A 17,961-nucleotide genomic window follows, 5' to 3' on the forward strand; every position below is an offset into this window, starting at 1 on the left:
CTTCATCAGCAACAACTGCAAATCCTCTACCATGCTCTCCTGCTCTTGCTGCTTCAATAGCAGCATTAAGAGCTAGAAGGTTAGTTTGATCTGCTATATCTCTAATGATAGTTATGATGTTTTTAATCTCATCACTTTGTCTTATGACATCAGCTGTCTTTTGAGAGATGGCATTCATTGAGCTTGACATTTGCTCAACTGCAGCAGCAGATTCTTGAAGTGAGCTTGCTTGTGTGCTAGCACCTTGCGTAAGCTCTTTCATAGCCAAAGCCAAAGTTGTAGCCTTTTCTTCAAGCATCTTGGCATCATTTAAATTTGAGTTTAGCATAGTGCAAATTACTTCACCCATATTTGATACTCCAAGTATCATAGCCTTTAGATCAGCCTCTAGCTCTTCATTTATCTCAACCTTTGCTGTAAAGTCGTTTTTAGTATATGAGCTAAGAACATTTGTTATGCCCTTTAAATTTGCTGAGATAGATGTAAAGAATTTATTTAGTAGCTCTTTTAGTTCATTTAGCGATGGGTTGTTTGGAGTTGAGCCTATCTTTGCTCCAAGGTTTCCTTTGATCATTAGATTTGCTACTTTATTTAGCTCATCTATCATAGTGCTATCTTTTTTGATGCCAGCTACGACTTTATCGATGTTTTCATTTATAGCTTTACTCATCTCACCAAATTCATCATTTGATCTTACCTCTAGCTTGCTTGGTGCTTTTGCTTCGTAAGTTACAAATTTAAATAGATCATCAAGCTTAGACTGGATAGTTTTTATAGGGTTAAGAGACTTTTTAAGTAAGAAATAGACAAATGCTGAGAGGATAACGATAAATAGCACTGCTAAGATTAGCTGGATCTTTAGGAGGGGCATAGTATTTGACGTAAATACATCTTTTTGCATAGCAGATATAGCTAGCCAGCCACGATCGTTTAGCTCTATAAAGTCAGCATATCTATCCTCGCCTTTTGTGTTTTTATAGGCAATTAGTCCATTTTCATTAAATTCTTTATTTTTATATCTAGCGACTAGCTTGCTTGTGGTTGGATTGTCTTTGCCGACTAGATCTTTGTCGGGGTGGATGATGATCTTGCCATCTTTATCTATCACGTAAGCATAGCTATAATCAGTCTTGCTGATACTCATGATCTCTTTGCTTAGCTCTTCGATGCTAACATTTGTCGCTGTTACACCGATATCTTTTATAGGAGCAACAAAGCTTATTACCATTTGCTGCAAAGATGCAGATACGTAAGGATCAGTAAAGGTAATGCTATTTTTTTCTTTAGCTAGTTTATACCAGTCTCTAGCTCTTGGATCATAGCCATCTTTTGGGGTTTCATTTTTGCCATTTGAGCGGTACATCGCACCGTCATTATAGCCAGCATAAACAAGTCCAACCTCTTTATTTGACATCGATTTGGCTTGAGCTAAGATGGCGTCGATGCCGTTGCGGTTTTCATCTAGCTTTGACAAGATAGATGACATGCTATTCACGATATGAAGATTGTTATTAAAAAATGTATCCATTGCATTTTTAACATCTTTTAGAATTTGTCGCTGATTTTGCGTGACTAGCTCGATGGTTTTGTTTTGAGCTGTGTAGTAACTAGCGGCTGACATAGCCACAAACGAAATACATAGAGCAACTATTAGCATTAGTGCTATTTTATTGGTGATTGACTTCACACGAATTCCTTTACATATGATTTACATTGTCGCAATATCGGCTAGTTTAAAAAGAATTGTATAGCTGTTTAAGAAGTTTTTCTTTAAAAGTAAGAAATTTTGATCTAAAAGATAAATTTAAGGTCTATCTTTTATTAAATTTAAAAGATTTTCTTTGATATTTTCGTTAGTTAAATTTGAAATTTCACCGTAGAAATTCCCATCTTTATCTAGCAGATAGATAGCAGAGCTGTGAGCGACAGAGTAGCCCATAGCAGAGTTTTTAAGATGCACTTTTTGGTATTTTACGCCGTAGTTTTTAGCAACTTTTGGTAGATCATTCATTTTTAGCCCGTCTGCATCTTTGTAAAAATTTTTTGCCATTAGGGTTAAATTTTCAGGCGTGTCACGCTCAGGATCAAGAGTGATGAAAAGTAGCTCAAAGTCGTCTCTTTTTAGTTTATTTAGCTCATCGCCCACAAGAGAGAGCGTAGTAGGGCAGACGTCGGGGCAGTAAAGATAACCAAAATATATCGCTTTATATTTGCCGTTATAGTTTTTAAGGCTCACTTCGCCATGCTCTGAAAGTGCCTTAAAATCATACTTGTTTGGCTTTATAAAAAGCATCGCAAGACCTGCGCATATTAAGATTATTATTAAGCCCCAAAGTGTCTTTTTCATCATTTGCCCTTACATTTTTAGATCAAGATCGACAAAAAATCCAGTATCCTTTTCGCCATCAAGCAGCTTAAATCTATACCTCATAAGATCGACCACGCAAGCACTTAGCACGACTTGTGCTATTAGATTATCGCCTCTTTGATCAAGCCTTGCCTTTATAGAACCCATGTTCATGTTTATGCCATCGATTACAAGATTTGGATCTTTTAGCCCTAAATTTTTGCCATTAATGATCTTAAAGCTAAACGGTCTCATCGCAAAGATCGGTCTTGGCGAGATGTCTATCTTTAGCTTAACGCCATTAAATTTCACCTCGCAAGCATCTTTGTTTAGATCGCATTTTAGAGGATCAAGCGATGTATTTACATCGGCAAATTCAGGCGGATCTTCTTTGCTGACCATAAATTTATGACCTATCCAAAAAGCGCCTGCTACGATAAATATGAGTGAAAAAAGGATTAGAATTTTTTTCATTATTTAAAGTTTTTGGTTACTCCGATATTATCAAGCTTGATGCTTTCGCCATTGCTAAATTTAAGCTCCAAATCAACCTTGTCACCATCTTTTATGGGCTTATTTAGATCCATAAGCATGATGTGAAGACCACCAGGCGCTAGCTTTGTCTCGCCATTTTTTGGGATAACGGCGTCTTCGACCTGAACCATAGCCATCATGCCATTTTCCATCTTGTGAGTGTGAATTTCAGTGCTTTTACAAACACTTGAATGAACGCCAACTAGTTTTACGTCAGCATTTGAAGCGTTTTTGATATTCATGAAAATAGCGCTGTTGTTTGTGCCAGGCTTTGTGTCTCTTGCTCTGACATTTTCTAGGCTGATGTCAGTTGCCATTAGTGTAGAAGCTGCTAGCATAGCACCAAAAACAAGTTTTTTCATATTTTTTCCTTTATAGTAAATTAATAATGGTTTTCAGATTATACATATAAAGAAACTAAAATTCCCTTTAAAATTTAAAAATTGAAATTTTTTAGGTTATAATTACGCACTAAATTTTACTTTTTGGGACACTTCACTTGAAAAAGATACTATTTTTCTTCATCGCGTTAGCGCCTTGTCTTTTTGCCCAAAATTACGAAGAAATTTACTTAAAAAATGGCCCATCTGCCGTCATAGAAGCCATTGAGAAGAACATTTTAAGTAAGGACTACTGGCTAAACAAGCTCAAAGACAAGGATGTTAGATACGGATATTACGACAACGAAATACTTCTAAGCGTGGTTGATAAGACTGACAAAGAGCTTGAGGTCATCTCTTATAAAGACGGAGTTACAAAAAAACTCTTTAGCTCAAGCGTCATCGTTGGCAAAAACGGCGACAAACTACTTGAGGGCGACCTAAAAACGCCAGTTGGCGTCTATCAGCTCACACGTAGATTTACGCCAAATGACAGATATCTTGGCCCACTTGCTTTTTCTCTTTCATATCCAAATTTACTTGATAAACTTGCAAAACGTAATGGCAGCGGCATCTGGATACATGGCTATCCACTCGATGGTCAAAGGACAGATGAGCTAAAGACAAAAGGCTGCGTGGCTATGCAAAATGACATCTTGATGAAATTTGACGAAGTTATAGACCACAAAAAAACGCTCGCCTTTATCTACGAGGACAAGCGCCCAGAAGCAAGCGTGAACGACATAGCGGTGATCATCTCTAAAATTCTTAACTGGAAGAAGACTTGGAGCGAGAGCGACATTGATAGCTATTTGAAATTTTATGATAAAGATTTTGAGCGATATGACGGCATGAGTTTAGAAAATTTTAAAAATATGAAACGAGCGATCTTTTCTAAAAAAGAGAAAAAACATATCGCTTTTTCAAATTTTCTCATCACACCTTATCCAAATCTTAAAAACGACAAGCTCTTTCGCGTGAGTTTTTATGAGGATTACGCTGCTGATACGCATAAATTTGCAGGTCAAAAGACCCTTTATGTCAAGCTTTATGGCGATGAGATGAAAATTTTTATAGAGGAGTAGAAGTGGAAAAATCTCAAGAAGTAAAAGAGAAGATAGAGAAAATTTTAGAGGCGAGGTCTGCATTTTTTGCTGAGCTAGACCGCCAAGTGCCAAAGAAAAATGGCACAGACACTTTTGACTTTAGTAAGGTCAAAGAGGCTGATCTAAAAGAAATTTACGCTAGATTTTATGCATTTGACTATAACGTAAGAAAGCTCTTGCCTGACGTTTATAAAGCATATGATGTGAATTTTAATGTCTGAGATACGCCTAAACAAAGCAGCTTACATCCACAATCTAACTAAAATTTGTGATAAGGCTGGCGGAAAAGAAAATGTTATCGTCGTGCTAAAAGATAACGCTTATGGGCACGGAGCAAGGCTCATAGCTAGCGAGGCTAAGAAATTTGGCATAAAAAACTGCGCTGTAAAGAGCGAGTGTGAAGCAAATGAGATCGCTGATATCTTTGAAAATATCTTGATCCTCTCGCACATCCCAACAGGCGAGGAGAGCGCTAAATTTACCTACGCCATAAACGACATAGACGCACTTTTAAAGATAAAAGAAAATACAAAAATCAACCTCGCCATCGACACTGGCATGCATAGAAATGGGCTTGCTATAAGCGAGCTTGATTATGCATTTGAAATTTTAGCCAGAAGAAATTTAGAGCTTCTTGGCGCTTATACGCACTTTCGCGCAAGCGATGAGCTAAATGCTGATTATTTCGTGCAAAGAGAGAATTTTAGCGCCGCAAAAGCGAAAATTTTAGCTCTTTGTGATGAGTTTGGTATAAAAAAACCGATCTTTCACTCTCATAACTCAGCCGCCCTTGAAAGAGCGAGCGAGATAAAAGATGAGATGGTGCGCGTAGGCATCGCTCAGTATGGATATGCTCAGTTTAATGGCTCTTTAAATTTAAAGCCAGTGCTTTCACTTTGGGCAAAGCGCGTCAGCAGGCGGGTCTTAAAAAGTGGTCAAAGCGTGGGATATGGGGCTAAATTTATAGCAAAAGATGATATAAACGTCGCTACTTATGATCTTGGATATGGGGACGGACTGCTAAGATACAATGGACTTGGTGAGCTAAGGCTTGCAAACGGCGAGCTGATACTTGGCAAAATTTCGATGGATAGCTTTAGCTGCAAAGATAGTGGCGAGTGGGCCTGTGTCTTTGAGGACGCAAATGTCTGGGCTAACTTTTTTGGCACGATAAACTACGACATCTTAGTCAAACTCTCGCCAAATATCACTAGAAAATTTATATAAAGGTAATATGTGAAAAAGATCGTTTTATTAGCTCTTGCAAGCCTTGCTTTTGGTGTGCAAGAGAGTGAGTTTAAAGTTTATGAGCAGATACTAAATCAGCTTGATACAAAGCAGATCCCAGCCTTTGTCGTCCAAACCGCAAAGCCAAATTTACCAAGCAGGGTCGATGAGATGATCACGCTAAAAGATGTAAGCAGTGACGGGCTAAACATACATGGCGAGTTTGTCTTAAACGAGACTAAGACAAAGAAGCTAAAAGGCTACAACAAGGCTCAAATTTCGGCTTTAAAGGATGAATTTTATCAAAACGGAAAAGAGGCACTTTGCAACTCAGGCATGGCAAGGGCTGCGCTAAATCGCGGCATCACGCTAAGTGGTAGCTACGGCTTTGAGGGCAGACATCTTTTTGATTTGAAGCTGGATAAGAGTAGTTGCGAGTAGCCATTTTTGCGCTGTTTTTTTGCTCGCTAGCTCTGGCTCTTACGCCAGATATGGCAGCGAAAAATCACGCAACATACTACAAAAAAAAGCTCCCATTTATCTGCACGCCGACGCTAACTCTTAACGATATCTTAAACGTGGGCGATACGCTCATCTACAGATACGCCGTCAAACACGCAAGAAAACAAGAGATCAAAAGGCTTGAAGAAAAAGAACTTTTGGAATTTATCGAGGCTATAAAAAAAGAGAATTTAAGAACCGCTTGCAAGGATAAAGAAATCTTAAATATGCTAAGCATCGGCGTTAGCTTGGATGAAATTTTCTACTCAGAAAACGGCGAACTAATCTTTGAATACACGATAAAAGATGAAGATTGCAAGAGACTGCAGTGAAATTTGGGGTTAAATTTAAGTTTTTGGGTTTTAAATTTGACTTTTTACAAATTCCTGCTCGTTTGCTTTAATAAATCACTAAATTTAGAGCCGTGATATGCATTTTTACAAATTTTAAAATCTCATTCACTCGCAAGAATTGACTACTAAAATTTGGCTTCGCTTGCAGCTTAGCTCAAATTTTAGAGCCGAAATTACTCGTTCATGAAATTTTAAAATTTGCCTGACGATCACTTGATTTAACAAAGCAAATTTACAAATTTTAAAATCTTACTCACTTGCCTTAGCAGACTACTAAATTTAGGCTGCACTACGTTTAGCACTAAATTTAGAGCCGTGATATGCTCGCTCATAAATTTTAAAATTTGCCTAACTTTCTATTACACAAAACGCATGCGGCACGACAGTGCTATCGCATGCACTTATAACGTGCGAGGGGTTTGGAGGATTTAAAAAGGGGGATAAGGGGACGGCCTCGTAACTCGAGTCCCCTTGTCTCCCTTTTGATAAATAAAATTTATAAATTTCATTAGATTGCTTTGCAAATTTTAAAATTTACTCGACACCTTACTTGAGTTAATAAAGCAAATTTGCAAATTTTAAAATTCCATTCACTCGCAAGAATTGACTACTGATTTTAGGTTTCGCAAAGCTCTCTACTAAAATCAGAGCCGAAATTACTCGTTCATGAAATTTTAAAATTTGACTATCAATATTTAAAATTTAAACCAAAAAATTTAGCCCAAATTTACTAAGGACTAAATCTACATACCTCTTTTTATCTCTTGCTCTAGTCTTTGAAGCTCAGCGACCCTATCGCTAGTGCTAGGATGCGTTCTAAAAAGCACACCAAGCTTGCTGGTTAGCGAGCCAAATGGATTTACGATAAACATATGTGCGCTTTGCTCGCTTGCATTTTGCATAACGTAAGAATTTGAGTAGTTTTCAAGTTTTGTTAGCGCGCTGGCTAGCCACTCTGGGTGTCCTGTGAGATAGGCTGCGCCTTTGTCTGCCTTGTACTCGCGCTCCCTTGAGATCGCCATTTGGATGATCGTAGCAGCTAGTGGCATCACAACGGCGATGATTAGCATAATCACTGGGTTGGCATTTCTTTGTGAGTTTTGATTTTGCCCGGCTACGGTGCCTATCTTGGCGAAATTTGCGACCATTGCGATGGCACCAGCTAGTATGGCTGCGACTGAGCCAGTTAGGATGTCATAGTGCCTTACGTGGCTTAGCTCGTGAGCTAGCACACCTTCGATCTCGTTTTCATTTAAAATTTTTAAAAGCCCCTCGGTTACTGCGACGGCTGCGTGGCTTGGGTTGCGGCCTGTGGCAAAAGCATTTGGTACCTCTTCTGGGATGATGTAAATTTTTGGCATCGGCAAATTCGCCTTTTGTGTGAGGCGAGAGACGATCTCGTAAAGGCCGTGAGCGTTGCTCTCATCGACTGGGATGGCGTTATATCTTTTTAGCACGAGCTTGTCGCTGAAAAAATATGAAAATAGGTTCATGCCAGCTGCCATCAAAAAGGCGATCATCATGCCTTGCTCGCCGCCCACGTAGCCGCCAACAGCGATAAAAACTAGCATTAAAGCAACCATTAAAAAAGCGGTTTTGAAAATTTCCATTTTTGTCCTTATTCTTTTATAGCATTTGGCAGGATCGCTGCATCGATCTCAAATTTCGCAAGCTCGCAAAGGCTTACTTCACTTTCTATCAAAACAGCGATAAGCGCGTCAAATAGGTAGTTTTGCGCAACTTTTGCCAGATCTTTTGCTAGCGTAATATCGGCAATAATAAATTTTGCTCCAGCGGCATTTGCGATGATAGCTTCGTTGATGTCATTTGCGATGATGCTAAAGCTTGCTCCAGCTTCTAGCGCTCTTTTTATAAAATTTCTATCAAATTTAAATAGATTTTGCCTGCCGCTTGAAATTTCATCTTCACTTTTGCAAAGAAATAGCGGTTCAAATTTGATCAGCTCATCACCCAAAATTTTCATCTCTCACCCTTTATGCACTCTTTACAGATGTATTTTCCGTCTCTTAGCACCATTTGGTCGATGTCGCTAAAGACACCGCATTTGCTGCACTCCTCGAAGTTACTGGTGCTTATCTTGTCGCTTTTTTTTCTATTTTTAAAAAATATGATGTAAATCGCAACCAAAATCGCTACAAAAAGCAAGTATTTCAACGTATCTCCCCTTGGTTTTTGAGATTAAAATATATGTAGTTTCTGTTTTTTTCATTATAAATTTGCGCGTCTATGCCTGAAATTTCATCCATGACGCTAGAGCCCTTATAGATGAGAAATTTAGTATTTTCATCGTAAAAACCCTCACAAATTTTTATAAGCTCTTTTGTCTTGCTAAGCGCCCTTGAGGTGATGAGATCAGCTGTAAATTTATCTGCAAGCTCGATCTTTTGGCTATGAACTTCTAAATTTTGCAAACCAAGCTCGATCTTAGCGTAGCTTAGAAATGATGACTTTTTGGCTATCGGCTCAAAAAGGTGCCACTTAGTGTGTGGCATCGCAAGCGCTAAAAATATCGCTGGAAAGCCAGCTCCACTGCCTATATCGATCGCCGTTTTGGCACTTAGGTCAAAAATCTCAAGCGGTTTTATGCTATCAAGCACCTGTTCGCTTATATCTTTATAGTTGCTTAAGCTATGAACCTTGTTAAATTTAGAAAAGATTTGAGCGTAAGCCTTTACTTTTTCGTCAAAAACTGCTGGCAAGCAAAGCTCATTTTTTATCACAAGATGTGCCCCATTTGCTCTTTTTTTACTTTCAAGTAACCTTCGTTAAATTTATTTGGTTTGATGACGATAGGCACGCGTTTTACGATCTTTACTGAGCTTAGTCCGTGAAGTTTTAAAGGGTTATTTGTGAGTAAATTTACCTCTTTTATGCCGTAGTGATTTAGGATAAAATCAACCACTTCATACGTCCTCTCATCAGCCTTAAAACCTAGCTGGTGATTGGCTTCTATAGTGTCAAAGCCCTTATCTTGCAGACTGTAAGCGTTTATCTTGTTTAAAAGCCCGATATTTCTACCCTCTTGACGCAGGTAGATGACCATGCCGCCATTTTCTTCGATATATTTTAGGCTAGCTTCAAGCTGGTCGCGGCAGTCGCACTTTAGGCTCCCGATCGCATCGCCAGTTAAGCATTCGGAGTGAATTCTAAGATTTACCACTTCGCTTAGAGGCTCTTTGTAGATCACGAGGTGCTCTTTTGCTCCTTCTTTAAAGGCTTGAACCTTATAAGTGCCAAATCTTGAGGGTAGATTTGCGGCGTTTGAAATTTCTATTTTCATTTTAAATTTACTCCAACTGTGCTAAACTAGCTAAAAATCACGCATTTTAACAAAGAAAAGGCAAAAATATGTTTAAACGTTTTAGAAGATTAAGAATAAATCCAGCTTTAAGAGACATGGTAAGAGAGACTAGCCTTAGCGTAAATGACTTCATCTATCCGCTCTTTGTAGTCGAGGGCAAAGGCGTTAAAAACGAGATCGCTTCGATGCCAGGCGTTTATCAAATGAGTATCGATGAGATTTTAAAAGAGTGCGAAGAGATAGTAAATTTAGGCATAAAATCAATCATTTTATTTGGCATACCAAGCCTAAAAGATAGCGTTGGCAGCGACGCACTAAGTAGCGACGGCATCATCGCAACTGCGCTTCGTGCCATAAAAGATAAATTTCCAAATTTAGTAGTCGTCACTGATCTTTGCTTTTGCGAATACACAGACCACGGCCACTGCGGCATAATCGACCACGTGCATAACACGATCGACAACGACGCAACGCTTGAAATTTCAGCTAAACAAGCCTTAGTGCACGCTCAAAATGGCGCCGACATGATCGCACCAAGTGGTATGATGGATGGTATCATCGCAACGCTAAGAGAGACACTTGATAGCAACGGCTTTGAGAATTTACCAGTGATGGCGTACTCAACTAAATTTGCTTCAGCCTACTACGGACCTTTTCGTGACGTGGCGCAAAGCGCTCCAAGCTTTGGCGATAGAAAGAGCTACCAAATGGACAGCGCAAACCGCTTGGAGGCGATCAACGAGAGCTTGCAAGACGAGGCGCAAGGCGCTGATATCTTGATGGTAAAGCCAGCGCTTGCCTATCTTGACATCGTTAGAGAGCTTAGAAATTTGACACTTCTGCCACTTTGCGTCTATAACGTAAGTGGCGAGTACGCACTGCTAAAAGCTGGCGCAAAAGCCGGTATCATCGACTATGATCGCGTCATGATGGAGACCTTGATCGGCTTTAAAAGAGCAGGTGCAAATTTGATCATCACCTATCACGCAAAAGAAGCGGCTAAAATTTTAAGGGGCTAAGATGAGGCACTTTTTGACGCTAAATGACTTTAGCAAAGATGAAATCGAGCAGATGATAAGTTTAGCCCGCAAGATCAAAAAAGAGGCAAAAGCTAGAGAATTTAAGCCATATCTTAAAGATCAAAAGCTTGCGATGATATTTGAAAAAAGCTCGACTAGAACTAGAGTGAGCTTTGATGTAGGCGTGCATGAGCTTGGCGGATATGCGCTATTTTTAAGCAAAAATGATATACAAATAGGACGTGGCGAGCCTATACGTGACACTGCTAGAGTGATAAGCAGGATGTGTGACATGGCCATGCTAAGGGTTGATAGGCACGAGACGCTAGAAGAATTTGCTAAATTTTCAAGCGTGCCAGTGATAAACGGCTTAAGCGATAAATTTCACCCAGTGCAGCTCATGGCAGACTATCTAACTATGCTTGAATTTAGCGCAGGCGAGAAGGTCGCGTACGTAGGGGATGGCAACAACATGACTCACTCGTGGCTCATGCTAGCAAGCAAACTAGGACTTGAGCTAAGGGTCGCCACGCCAAAAGGCTACGAGGCGGACGCTGAAATTTTAAAAATGGCTAATGAAAACGCAAAAATTTCAGGTGCGAAAATTTTTATCACAAATGATATAAAAGAAGCGGTAAATGGTGCCGATGTAGTGACTACGGACACTTGGGTATCGATGGGGCAAGAGGCTGAGAAAGAAAAGAGGCTAAAAGACTTTGCTGGATACTGCGTGGATGAAAATTTGATGAGTTTAGCTAAAAAAGATGCGATATTTTTGCACTGCTTGCCAGCTTACAGAGGCTACGAGGTGAGCGAGGCGGTCTTTGAGAGGCACGCGGATGAAATTTTTAGCGAGGCAGAAAATAGACTTCATGCACAAAAGGGCGTGATGGTCTGGCTAGATGAGAGAAGAAGATGAGTGAAGAGAAAAATATACATGATGAGATAGATGAGATCGGTAATAACCTTGGGCTAAGTGAGCCTGAAAAAACGGTCTTTGAGATAGTTTCAACGAAAAATCCAAACGAGCACATTTTAAATTTAAAAAGTGGCTCTTGGGACTCAAAAGAGCCGTGGTTTGGCATTGATGAAAATCAAAATTTACACACGGTCATTTCTGTACAATCGCTCTCAGCTTTGATAGAGGCCTTAAAAGAGTCTCAAAAAGAGAATTTTGACCTAAGGCTTGAAAAGACGATCTGGCAAAATATCCCAGTTGATTTTAGCGATGTTTGGGTGGTTGCGATGGATGAGATCAAGAAGATCGCTCACGATAAAAAGAGCAGGCAGTTTAACATCGACCTTGATAAGCTGGTAAAAAATATCAAAAAAGAGCATCCAAATTTATTTGTAGATATAAAAGAGATGATCCAAATGGCAAGGAGCAGGGCAGATGATTGATTTTAGTGCGTATGTGAAGTATTCAAGGCCAGGGCCAAGATATACGAGCTATCCGACAGCACCGGAGTTTAGTGATAAATTTAGCTATGAGGCTTACGTAAAAGAGCTTGAAAACCGCGATAAAAAAAGGCCGCTTTCGCTTTATTTGCACCTGCCATTTTGCAGGAGTGCTTGCTATTTTTGTGGCTGTAACGTCATCTACACGAGCAAAGAAGACCGCAAAGAGAGATATATAAGATATATAGAAAAAGAGCTTGAAATTTTAGCTCGCCACCTAGATACAAGCACCGAGGTCTTGCAGATGCATTTTGGTGGTGGTACTCCGACATTTTATAATGCCGAACAACTTGATGAGATCATCAAACTTATCAAGGCTAAATTTAAAAATTTCTCAAAAGAGGCTGAGATAAGCTGCGAGATAGATCCTAGATTTTTGACAAACGAGCAGCTTGATGTGCTCATATCTCACGGCTTTAACCGCATAAGCTACGGCGTGCAAGACTTTGATGAGAAGGTTCAAAAAGAAATTCACCGAATTCAGCCCTACGAGATCACTCAAAATGCCGTAAAAATGGCTAGAGAGAAGGGCATAAAATCAATCAATATGGACCTAATTTATGGCCTACCATATCAAAGTCTGGAGAGCTTTAAAAAAACGCTTGAGCTTGCTCTTACTCTTGATCCAGATAGGCTTGCAGTATTTAACTACGCTCACGTGCCATGGATAAAAAAGTCGATGCGTAAATTTGATGAAACAACCCTGCCAAATCCAGAAGTGAAGCTTGAAATTTTAAAATTTACAGCCGAGTTTTTAACTAAAAATGGCTACAAAATGATAGGAATGGATCACTTTGCAAAGCCAAATGATGAGCTTTTTGGCGCTTTGGCAAATGGCACTTTGCATAGAAATTTTCAAGGATATACGACAAAAGGTGGCGCTGATCTTATCGGTATAGGCATCACAAGTATTGGTGAGTGCAAAAGACACTACGCACAAAATCATAAAGATATAGATGAGTACGAAAAGGCGATCGATAGTGGAAAGTTGCCATACGCAAAGGGAATTTATCTAAGCGATGAAGATTTGCTCAGAAAAAGTGTTATTATGAGTTTGATGAGCAATTTTGGGCTTAATATCAAGGCAGTCGAGGATGAATTTCATATAAATTTCTTTGAACATTTTAAAAATGAGCTTGAAGAGCTAAAGAATTTAAGTGAATTTGTCGATGTTACGACAGATAAAATCAGTGTAAATGAGACAGGAACGCTGATAATACGAAATATTGCAATGTGTTTTGATGAGTATCTTAAGAAAATTCCAGAGAATTTAAGGCGATTTTCTAAGACGATATAAAAATTATTTTTTTGTCATAAGGTATTTAAAATACGTTTAATATTTCTTGGTGTATAATTCGCACTAAAAGTCGAGCCAAAGCTTGACAATAAAAGGTAAAAGGATCTAGTTATGAAAAAGATGTTAGCAATTAGTGCTTTGGCCGCAGCAACACTGTTGTCTGCTCAAGATGTCCCTTATAGGATCTTTCTAGCTTCATTTGCTCAAGATGATAGCGCTGCTAGAATCGATAGTGCTGTTAGCAAAGTAAACAGCAAAATATCAGATAGCAGACTAACTACTGGCGTTTATGAAGTTGGTGGAAGAAAGTTCTTATATGTTGATACAACTCCAGTTTCTGAAAATGAAGCTAATGAGTTACTTGCAAAAGTTCAAAATGAGTCAGGTTATAAAGATGCTTTAATGAGAGCTAAGTTGCCTGTAGCAAACGCTCAATCAGCTAAGAAATCTAATATAGAGCAAACTATATCAGCAGAGCCTAAAGCAGCAGCTACAGCACAAGCTGATGATAGTGTATTGACTTTGGATCAAGTTGTAAAAACTATTTTAAATGAAAACCCAAGTTTAAAAGCTACAGAATTTAACTACTTACAAGTTGGTAAAGATCTAAAAATAGCTAAAAATGCTTACTATCCAACACTCGATGCGGCTGCTAGAGTAGGATATGAGAGAAAACGTCTTGATGACGGTCTTACAACAAGAAGAGGCGACGGCAGAGTATCTGGCGCATCTTTAACTTTGGTTGAGAACATCTATAACGGTGGCGCTGATAAAAACAGAATCAACTCTCAAAGCGCAAGACTTGACTCAGCTGCTTACACGGTAGCTCAAGCTGCAGATAGACTAACATTAAGTGCTGCAAATGCTTATTTGCAAGTTCTTCAAACAAAGAGAATTCTTGACATTGAAGAAGAAAATGTGAAAAGCCATGAAGAAATTTATAACCAAATCAAAGATAGAGCAAGATCAGGTTACGGCGTAGCTTCTGAAGAGAGACAAGCTGGATCACGCTATACTTTGGCTCAATCAAACTATGTAGCTGCAAAAAACAACTATGAAGATGCGCTTTCTACATTTGAAAAACTATATGGAAGAAAAGTTGCTGCTAAAAATCTAGTAATGCCTGAGTTTAACCTGCCATTACCAAGCACTAAAGAGGCTGTTTATGACAAAGCTGTTCTTTGTAATCCAACACTTCTAGTTCAAAGATCAAACATCGCTATGGCAGAGTCTGTTGTAAAAGAGAAAAATGCACCATTCTTACCAAAACTAGATCTTGTTGTATCAGGTGCTTATGATCACTCAAATGTTTTATATGATGATTATGAAGAGCAAACATTTGACGCTCTTTTAAGACTAAACTATAACCTTTACAACAAAGGTAATGATAAGCTAGATAAAGAGAAGAGCCAACTTGCTGTTCAACAAGAGCAACAAACTATGGACAACCTTGTAAGAGAGCTTAAGGAGTCTTTAGAGTTCTCATGGCAAAACTATGTTCTTAACCAAGAAAAAATGGGATATCTAAATCAACACGTTGAATATTCAAAAGCTACTCTTGATGCATACCAAGATGAGTTTAGAATCGGCCGCCGCGACCTTATCAACCTACTTGATGCAGAAAACGAGTACAACACAGCTTTAAAAGAGATCGCTACAACTGAGACTGCACTATCTTATGCAAAATATAGATTGCTAGATAACATGGGTATGGTTTCAGATAGTTTTGAGCCAGGCTTTGCTAAGAGATATATTCAAGGCGCTTGCAGTATTCAAAACGACTTAAGATAAAAATTTAAAAAGTGATGACCATGAGGGTCAAAGCAAAATTTTGGACGCTTACTTTAAGCGTCCTTTTTTCGTTATTAGCAATAAATGCTGTTGGGGATTTTGTAAAACAAACAACGATAGCAAAGGTGGCTAAAATTTACGGAGAAGATGCAAGAAGAAGGGCATCGGCATTAAATTCTTTAATGACTTCATTGCAAGATGCAACCGAACAAGAGAAATTAATAAAAGTAAATGATTTTTTTAACTCTTTTAGGTGGGTTGATGATATGCAACTTTGGCACAAAAAAGATTACTGGGCTACCAGAATGGAATTTGTAGGAAAAGGCGCTGGTGACTGCGAAGATTACGTTATCGCAAAATATTTCACCCTAAAGCAACTTGGAATTCCAACTCAAAAATTATACTTCACATACGTTAAAGCCTTAAGATATAACCAAGCACATATGGTTTTGGCATATTATGATACACCAAAGTCTATTCCATTAATTTTAGACAACATAAATGGTAAAATAAAAATCGCAACTCAAAGAACAGACCTTGTGCCAGTTTATAGTTTCAACGGTGATTCGCTATACTTGGCAAAACAAGAAGGTCTTGGTCAGGCAATACCAGGTGGAAATAAAAAACAAAATCCTAAGTGGATGGAACTAATAGATAGGATAGGAAAAGAGGATTTATGACGCTATTTAAACAGATTATGATCGCTGTGATAGCTTTTGGCATCGTGATTTTTATGGCTGTTGGCTACTTAAATTTTAAGAGCCTAAATGGGTACATCAACGACCAGCTCGGTGAAAACGCAAGGCACACAGCAAACTCACTTGGACTTGCTTTAAAGCCGATTGTTGATCCTGAGGATATGTCTTTGGCGCAAACGATGATAAATTCTATGTTTGATAGCGGCAGATACAAGCTCATTAAACTTGAAGACGTAGATGGTAAGGTGCTTATAGAAAATTCTCAACAAACTATCGTTAAAGATATCCCTGAGTGGTTTTATAAGATCACTAAATTTGAAGCTCCAGTGGCAACAAGTGAAATCATGACTGGCTGGGCAAAATTTGGCACACTCTATGTTCAAGGTAGCACAGCACTTGCTTACAATGAGCTTTACTCAAACTCAAAAAATATTTTTAACTTTCTAGCTTTAATGATCATCATCGCTCTTATCGTGGCATTTTCTGCCCTCAAGGCGATATTTAGACCACTTGTCAAAGTTAAAGATCAAGCTGAAGCGATACTTGATAATAAATTTATCATCCAAAAGAGAATTCCATTCACAACTGACCTTAAAAAGATGGTGCTTGCCATGAACTCGATGGTTAGCAAGGTTCAAGACATATTTGAAAGAGAGGCGGCTACACTTAGCAAGTATCAAGAGCTTTTATATAAAGACTCTATGAGTGGCACTTATAATAGAAGATTTTTCCAAACTAAATTTAGCGAGTATCTAGCAAGCGAAGAGTATTCAAGCGGTGTTGCATCACTTGTTAGCTTTAAAGATCTAGCTGGGCTAAAAGGCGTTCTTGGCTTTGAAAAATGGCAAAGTGTCATCATAAAAATAGCTCAAATTTTACAAGAAAAATCAACCGAAAATGACCAAAATGCGATCGTTGCAAGGCTAAATGACAACGATTTTATCTTGCTTTCTTACGGTAAAAACTCATCAAATTTCTCAGCTTTAGACGATAAGATCATGGCTGAGTTTAAAAAACTCTATGCAAATTTCTCTATAAACGATAGCGAATGCCCAGTCAATGCTGCTATTGTCGAGTACTCGCCAAGCACTGACATGAGGACGCTACTTACATCAGCTGACGTCACTTTGGCTAGTGCAAGACTGGCTGGCTGCTTTGCTTGCAAAGAATTTAATGCAAATCAAAACACCCTAGTCATCGGCAAAGAGAAATACAAAGAGCTTATCTTTGACTCTATAAAAGAGGATAAATTTAAATTTGCAGCTCAAAAAGTAGTTGGTTTTGACTCAAACTTTGAGCAGTACGAACTCTATCTAAGGCTCGTTGATAGTGAGGGCAAATGGCGCATGGCATCATACTTTATGCCAATGGTAAATGAGCTAAATTTAGGTGCGATGCTCGATCTTCATATCCTAAACAGGATCGCTAGAATTTTGCCTGAAAATGTCTTGCCTCAAGGAAGCCTGGCGATAAATTTAGGAAAAGAGATATTAAGCTCGGATGAAAATTTCTCAAAACTTGAAGCTACGCTTAAGAAAATCGCTCAAATTTCAAAATCTAAAAACTATATAGAAATTCCAAACAAAGACGATATTAGTATCGAAAGTATAGTTAGACTTACTAAAAAATTAAAAGAACTCGGCTTTGGTTTTGGATTTGACCACTTTGAACTCAGCGCAAAAGGCATTGAGAAGCTAAAAGAATTTAATCCAGACTACGTAAAGATCCAGTCAAACGTCTTAATCGACTTTTTAAGTGATAAATCAGGAGCAAATACAAAACAATCACTAGATGTTGTTTTAAGCTCAAAAGATATCATTTTGATTGCGATCGGTGTTGAGAGTGAAGAGCAAAAGAGTAAGCTAATTGAGCTTGGCATTAAAAATATGCAAGGAATTTACATAGATGAAATCAAAAATATTGGATGA

General features: G+C 38.6%; 21 protein-coding genes and 1 pseudogene. 12 read left to right on the top strand and 10 right to left on the bottom strand.

What is annotated here, in order from left to right:
- The 5 genes and pseudogenes from CVS86_RS10290 to CVS86_RS08760 all read right to left on the bottom strand — a co-directional run.
- Nucleotides 1-901 (bottom strand): methyl-accepting chemotaxis protein (locus CVS86_RS10290; RefSeq protein WP_413784226.1); only part of this gene is annotated, 901 nt, incomplete at its 3' end.
- Between the two features lie 105 nt (nt 902-1,006).
- Nucleotides 1,007-1,657, bottom strand: a pseudogene (locus CVS86_RS10295) (cache domain-containing protein); the annotation flags it as partial.
- Between the two features lie 147 nt (nt 1,658-1,804).
- The gene (locus CVS86_RS08750) at nt 1,805-2,347 is read right to left on the bottom strand and encodes an SCO family protein (protein ID WP_103653510.1); all 543 of its coding nucleotides are present in this window, start codon (nt 2,345-2,347) and stop codon (nt 1,805-1,807) included.
- A 9-nt stretch (nt 2,348-2,356) separates the two neighbouring features.
- A complete protein-coding gene (locus CVS86_RS08755; protein ID WP_021090001.1) occupies nt 2,357-2,821 on the bottom strand; it encodes a hypothetical protein in 465 nt (154 codons plus the stop codon).
- Nucleotides 2,821-3,243 (bottom strand): copper chaperone PCu(A)C, encoded by a 423-nt coding sequence (locus CVS86_RS08760; protein WP_107791643.1) that lies wholly within the window; start codon nt 3,241-3,243, stop codon nt 2,821-2,823. The genes CVS86_RS08755 and CVS86_RS08760 overlap by 1 nt, the downstream gene beginning before the upstream one ends.
- Nucleotides 3,244-3,380: 137 nt before the next feature.
- On the opposite strand from CVS86_RS08760, the gene CVS86_RS08765 reads away from it, so the two are divergent.
- Genes CVS86_RS08765 through CVS86_RS08785 form a run of 5 tightly spaced genes read left to right on the top strand, consistent with a single transcriptional unit; the run spans nt 3,381 to nt 6,427 of the window.
- On the top strand, nt 3,381-4,346 hold the full coding sequence (locus CVS86_RS08765) for a L,D-transpeptidase family protein (protein ID WP_107791644.1): 966 nt from the start codon (nt 3,381-3,383) through the stop codon (nt 4,344-4,346).
- Nucleotides 4,347-4,348: 2 nt separating this feature from the next.
- The gene (cmeU, locus tag CVS86_RS08770; protein ID WP_107791645.1) at nt 4,349-4,588 is read left to right on the top strand and encodes a CmeU family protein; all 240 of its coding nucleotides are present in this window, start codon (nt 4,349-4,351) and stop codon (nt 4,586-4,588) included.
- On the top strand, nt 4,581-5,594 hold the full coding sequence (locus CVS86_RS08775) for an alanine racemase (protein ID WP_103646401.1): 1,014 nt from the start codon (nt 4,581-4,583) through the stop codon (nt 5,592-5,594). Before cmeU ends, CVS86_RS08775 begins: the two co-directional genes overlap by 8 nt.
- A 9-nt stretch (nt 5,595-5,603) precedes the next feature.
- On the top strand, nt 5,604-6,035 hold the full coding sequence (locus CVS86_RS08780; protein WP_021088382.1) for a hypothetical protein: 432 nt from the start codon (nt 5,604-5,606) through the stop codon (nt 6,033-6,035).
- Nucleotides 6,026-6,427 carry a flagellar protein FlaH gene (locus tag CVS86_RS08785; protein ID WP_103574261.1) on the top strand — a complete coding sequence of 134 codons (402 nt, stop codon included), beginning with the start codon at nt 6,026-6,028 and terminating at the stop codon, nt 6,425-6,427. Before CVS86_RS08780 ends, CVS86_RS08785 begins: the two co-directional genes overlap by 10 nt.
- Nucleotides 6,428-7,191: 764 nt before the next feature.
- Here the strand turns inward: CVS86_RS08785 and htpX are convergent.
- Genes htpX through ribA form a run of 5 tightly spaced genes read right to left on the bottom strand, consistent with a single transcriptional unit; the run spans nt 7,192 to nt 9,749 of the window.
- Nucleotides 7,192-8,058 carry a zinc metalloprotease HtpX gene (htpX, locus tag CVS86_RS08790; protein WP_107791646.1) on the bottom strand — a complete coding sequence of 289 codons (867 nt, stop codon included), beginning with the start codon at nt 8,056-8,058 and terminating at the stop codon, nt 7,192-7,194.
- Nucleotides 8,059-8,066: 8 nt separating this feature from the next.
- A complete protein-coding gene (locus CVS86_RS08795; protein ID WP_107791647.1) occupies nt 8,067-8,432 on the bottom strand; it encodes a hypothetical protein in 366 nt (121 codons plus the stop codon).
- Nucleotides 8,429-8,623 carry a hypothetical protein gene (locus CVS86_RS08800; protein ID WP_009294554.1) on the bottom strand — a complete coding sequence of 65 codons (195 nt, stop codon included), beginning with the start codon at nt 8,621-8,623 and terminating at the stop codon, nt 8,429-8,431. The genes CVS86_RS08795 and CVS86_RS08800 overlap by 4 nt, the downstream gene beginning before the upstream one ends.
- Complete coding sequence (rsmG, locus tag CVS86_RS08805; RefSeq protein ID WP_107791683.1) at nt 8,620-9,186, bottom strand: 16S rRNA (guanine(527)-N(7))-methyltransferase RsmG; 567 nt, start codon at nt 9,184-9,186, stop codon at nt 8,620-8,622. Before rsmG ends, CVS86_RS08800 begins: the two co-directional genes overlap by 4 nt.
- Nucleotides 9,186-9,749, bottom strand: a complete 564-nt coding sequence (ribA, locus tag CVS86_RS08810; protein WP_012001491.1) for a GTP cyclohydrolase II — start codon at nt 9,747-9,749, stop codon at nt 9,186-9,188. Before ribA ends, rsmG begins: the two co-directional genes overlap by 1 nt.
- A 68-nt stretch (nt 9,750-9,817) precedes the next feature.
- Between ribA and hemB the strand changes: the two genes are divergently transcribed.
- The 7 genes from hemB to CVS86_RS08845 all read left to right on the top strand — a co-directional run bounded on the left by hemB (nt 9,818) and on the right by CVS86_RS08845 (nt 17,961).
- Entirely contained in the window at nt 9,818-10,789 is a 972-nt protein-coding gene (gene hemB, locus CVS86_RS08815) for a porphobilinogen synthase (protein ID WP_107791648.1), read from the top strand.
- A 1-nt stretch (nt 10,790) separates the two neighbouring features.
- Entirely contained in the window at nt 10,791-11,708 is a 918-nt protein-coding gene (gene argF, locus CVS86_RS08820) for an ornithine carbamoyltransferase (protein WP_107791649.1), read from the top strand.
- A complete protein-coding gene (locus tag CVS86_RS08825; protein WP_107791650.1) occupies nt 11,705-12,190 on the top strand; it encodes a DUF2603 domain-containing protein in 486 nt (161 codons plus the stop codon). Before argF ends, CVS86_RS08825 begins: the two co-directional genes overlap by 4 nt.
- Nucleotides 12,183-13,544 (top strand): oxygen-independent coproporphyrinogen III oxidase, encoded by a 1,362-nt coding sequence (gene hemN / locus CVS86_RS08830; RefSeq protein ID WP_107791651.1) that lies wholly within the window; start codon nt 12,183-12,185, stop codon nt 13,542-13,544. Before CVS86_RS08825 ends, hemN begins: the two co-directional genes overlap by 8 nt.
- A 111-nt stretch (nt 13,545-13,655) precedes the next feature.
- Nucleotides 13,656-15,335 (top strand): TolC family outer membrane protein, encoded by a 1,680-nt coding sequence (locus CVS86_RS08835; RefSeq protein WP_107791652.1) that lies wholly within the window; start codon nt 13,656-13,658, stop codon nt 15,333-15,335.
- Between the two features lie 20 nt (nt 15,336-15,355).
- On the top strand, nt 15,356-16,015 hold the full coding sequence (locus CVS86_RS08840) for a transglutaminase-like cysteine peptidase (protein WP_103636458.1): 660 nt from the start codon (nt 15,356-15,358) through the stop codon (nt 16,013-16,015).
- Nucleotides 16,012-17,961, top strand: coding sequence for a LapD/MoxY N-terminal periplasmic domain-containing protein (locus CVS86_RS08845; RefSeq protein WP_107791653.1), 1,950 nt, complete (start codon nt 16,012-16,014; stop codon nt 17,959-17,961). The genes CVS86_RS08840 and CVS86_RS08845 overlap by 4 nt, the downstream gene beginning before the upstream one ends.

The sequence above is a fragment of the Campylobacter concisus genome (assembly GCF_003048605.1).
Classification (GTDB): domain Bacteria; phylum Campylobacterota; class Campylobacteria; order Campylobacterales; family Campylobacteraceae; genus Campylobacter_A; species Campylobacter_A concisus_BM.